The organism is Dactylosporangium sp. NPDC049525 (genome assembly GCF_040676755.1).
GTDB lineage: Bacteria > Actinomycetota > Actinomycetes > Mycobacteriales > Micromonosporaceae > Dactylosporangium.
Map to the genome: position 1 here is coordinate 1 of NZ_JBFAPO010000142.1, position 3,501 is coordinate 3,501.

A 3,501-nucleotide genomic window follows, 5' to 3' on the forward strand; every position below is an offset into this window, starting at 1 on the left:
GCTACACACCAGACGGCTGGTACCGCACCGGAGACCTCGTCCACCTCACCCCAGACGGCAACATCGTCGTCACCGGACGAGTCAAGGACCTCATCAACCGTGCTGGCGAGAAGATCTCTGCCGGTGAGGTCGAGACGCTGGTACAGGAGATCCCCGCGGTGGCCGAAGCAGCTGCGGTCGCTGTCGCCGACGCCGAGGTGGGCGAGCGGGTCTGTATCTTCGTGCGGCTGCACACCGGGGCGAGCATCGAGCTCGACGACGTCGTTGACATCCTCACGGCACGCGGGCTGGCAGCATTCAAGATCCCCGAGCGCTTGATCGTCCTCGACGAGCTGCCGTACACGGCCGTCGGTAAACCCGACAAGAAGGCGCTGCGTCTGCTGGTCAGCGAGCCGACCCAGTAGCCGCGGCGGCGTTGCGGTCAGGCGACCGCCGGCAGCCGGGCGTCGATGGCGAACAGGCGGGTGAACAGCTGCAGCAGGTCCCGCTCACCGGTGATTCGGACGCTGCCGTCGTCGAGGGCCTGCTCCGGGCTGCGTTCGCCGGCCATCAGCGCCCTGATCTGCGGGCCGGTCTCGATTACCAGGTCCGCGTCGGGGAGGTGACCCGCCGCGGCGTGCAGGTGACCGTCGTCGACCCGGGCGTGCACCGTCACGTCGCCGATGTTGAGCTGGAAGCCGCATCGCACGCCGGTGGCATAGTGCGCCCGGAATGTCGTTCGCAGCGCCATGATCATCGAGTCCGTGGTGACGATCTCATGCTCGGCGGGGACCGTGAGCGACCGCGCGCCCCACCGGCCCAGCGCAAGGACCGCCTCTTCGAGCTCACTGCCGTACTCGGTGAGCACGTAGACGACGCCCTTCTCGGGCAGCGGCAGCACCCTGCGGCGGATCACACCGTGCCCCTCAAGCTCCTTGAGCCGCGAGGACAGGACGTTGGTGGGGATGGCGGGCAGGCCGTTGAGCAGGTCCGTGAACCGCCTCGGACCCACGAGAAGGTCGCGGACGATCAGGAGCGCCCAGCGCTCGCCAACCATCGTCAACGCACTGGCGACGCCGCAGAACTGTCCATATGACCGGCTACCCATTACCCAATGCTAGCTCAACACCACTTGACGCATCGTACTTGCAGATAGCAAGCTAAATCCCGCACCAAGAGTAACAGGGTCATTGCTGCTCTTGCGGCTGTGCTGCGGGCGGATGGCTCGACGAGTGAAGCCGGGATCCATCACACTGGAGGAAAAGCAATGGCACGCGTAAGCGGAGCCCCGAAGCTGGTCTGCGGCCGCTGGACCAAGTGGATCGTGGTCCTCGTCTGGATCGTCCTGTTCATGGGCCTGGGATCCCTGGCCGGTAAACTGACCGACGCCCAGCAGAACGACACGGCCGCATGGCTTCCCAGCAATGCGCAGGCGACCAAGGTCAGCGAGCTGCAGAAGCAGTTCCAGGCCACCGACGAGTTCCCTGCAGTGATCCTGTACGAGCGCGCGGCCGGCACCACGGACGCCGACCTGGCCAAGGTCAAGGACGACGCCGCGAAGTTGGCGGGCGTGGACGGGGTCAGCGGCCCCGTGCAGGGCCCGATCGCATCCGACGACCGCCAGGCGCTGCAGATCGTCGTGCCGATCGAGATGGGCCCCGTCGGACAGCTTAAAGTCGTCGAACGGGTCGACGCGATCCGTGCCATCGTCCAGAACGCCAACAACGGGCTCAACTCGTACGTCACCGGACCGATGGGCTTCGCCGCGGACAACACCGAGGCATTCGAAGGCATCGACACCACGTTGCTCATGGCGACCGTCGCGGTCGTCATCATCCTGCTCCTCGTGATCTACCGCAGCCCGATCCTGTGGCTTCTGCCCGTGATCTCCGCGGGCCTCACCCTGGTCATCGCACAGGCCGTGATCTATCTCCTGGCCGAGCACGCCGGGCTGGTCGTCAACTCCCAGAGCGTAGCCATCCTGACGGTCCTAGTCTTCGGCGTCGGCACCGACTACGCATTGCTGCTCATCTCCCGATACCGGGAGGAGCTGCGGGTGCACGAGGACCGGCATGAGGCCATGGGGATCGCGCTGCGCCGGTCCGGGCCGACCCTGCTGGCGAGCGCGGCCACCGTCGCGGTCGGCATGCTCTGCCTGCTGCTCGCCGACATGAACTCGACCAAGGGCCTGGGCCCAGTGGCCGCCGTCGGCGTCGTGATCGCCCTCGCCGCCATGGTGACGCTGTTCCCCGCCCTGCTGGTGATCTTCGGCCGATGGATCTTCTGGCCGTCGCGGCCCAAGGTCGGCTCCACCCGTCCGTCGGACCGCGGTGGCTGGGCCAAGCTGGGCGAACGGATCGCCAAACGACCCCGTGCCGTCTGGATCGGCACGGCGCTCGTGCTCGGCGTGATGACAGTCGGGCTCACCCAGCTCAACGCCAACGGACTGGCCTTCGAAGACTCCTTCCTCGACCAGCCGCCGTCGGTCACCGGCCAGAAGCTGATCAACCAGCATTTCGCCGGCGGATCCGGTCAGCCCCTCATCGTCATCGGCAAGGCGTCCGCCGCCTCCGGCATCCAGGACGCGCTCAAGGGCACCGACGGCATTGCCGCTGTCGGTGAACCGTTGGTCAAGGGCGACCTGGTGCGGATCGAAGGCACGCTGCGCGACGAACCCGGCAGCGCCGCCGCCGACACCGCCATCGACCGTGCCAGAGATGCGGTCGCCAAGGTGTCCGGCGCCGACGCCAACATCGGCGGTTTCGCCGCCATCACCCATGACACGAACGCGGCCAACAGTCGCGACACGAAGGTCGTCATCCCGCTCGTGCTCCTCGCAGTACTGCTGATCCTCATGCTGGTACTGCGGTCCGTGCTCGCGCCGGTCGTCCTCATCGCCACCGTCGTGCTGTCGTTCGCCGCAGCGCTCGGATTCAGCGCGTTCGTCTTTAAGTCCGTGTTCGGCTTCAACGCCTCCGACAGCGGCTTCCCGCTCTACATCTTCGTGTTCCTGGTCGCGGTCGGCATCGACTACAACATCTTCCTGGTGACCCGCATCAGGGAGGAGGCGGTGCGACACGGGACCCGCAAGGGCGCCCTGATCGGTCTTTCGGCCACCGGTGGCGTCATCACCTCGGCCGGGCTTGTACTGGCCGCAACGTTCGCTGTGCTCACCACCCTGCCCTTGGTGCTCATCGTCCAGATGGGCTTCGCCATTGCCCTCGGGATCCTGCTAGACACGTTCGTCGTGCGCTCCGTACTGGCCACGGCGCTCACGTTGGACATCGGGCCGAAGATCTGGTGGCCGAGTTCGCTCACCACCGATCCGGAGCCCGTGGCGCCGGCCGTCGACCGCGACCGCGACCCCGAACGGGTCTGATCGCACATCGAGAGCTTCGCGTCATTCCCCCGTGTGACGTGGAGACCGGGGCGGCACCGGGGGTCCGGTGCCGCCCCGGCGGCGTCCTGGCTGGCTGATCGCGGACCGGATGGCGGGGACCGGACACGGGGGCTGGCCGCGGG

2 protein-coding genes and 1 pseudogene are annotated in these 3,501 nt (G+C 67.2%); 2 read left to right on the forward strand and 1 reads right to left on the reverse strand.

Annotated elements, in window-relative coordinates; translation table 11 throughout:
- Positions 1-404 (forward strand): annotated as a pseudogene (locus tag AB0K00_RS57585) (2,3-dihydroxybenzoate-AMP ligase); the annotation flags it as partial.
- Positions 405-421: 17 nt separating this feature from the next.
- On the opposite strand, the gene AB0K00_RS57590 reads toward AB0K00_RS57585, so the two are convergent.
- Positions 422-1,087, reverse strand: coding sequence for a helix-turn-helix domain-containing protein (locus AB0K00_RS57590; protein ID WP_363540171.1), 666 nt, complete (start codon positions 1,085-1,087; stop codon positions 422-424).
- Between the two features lie 159 nt (positions 1,088-1,246).
- Here AB0K00_RS57590 and AB0K00_RS57595 point away from each other — a divergent pair, with 159 nt between their 5' ends.
- Complete coding sequence (locus AB0K00_RS57595) at positions 1,247-3,358, forward strand: MMPL family transporter (RefSeq protein ID WP_363540173.1); 2,112 nt, start codon at positions 1,247-1,249, stop codon at positions 3,356-3,358.
- Positions 3,359-3,501 lie beyond the last annotated feature (143 nt).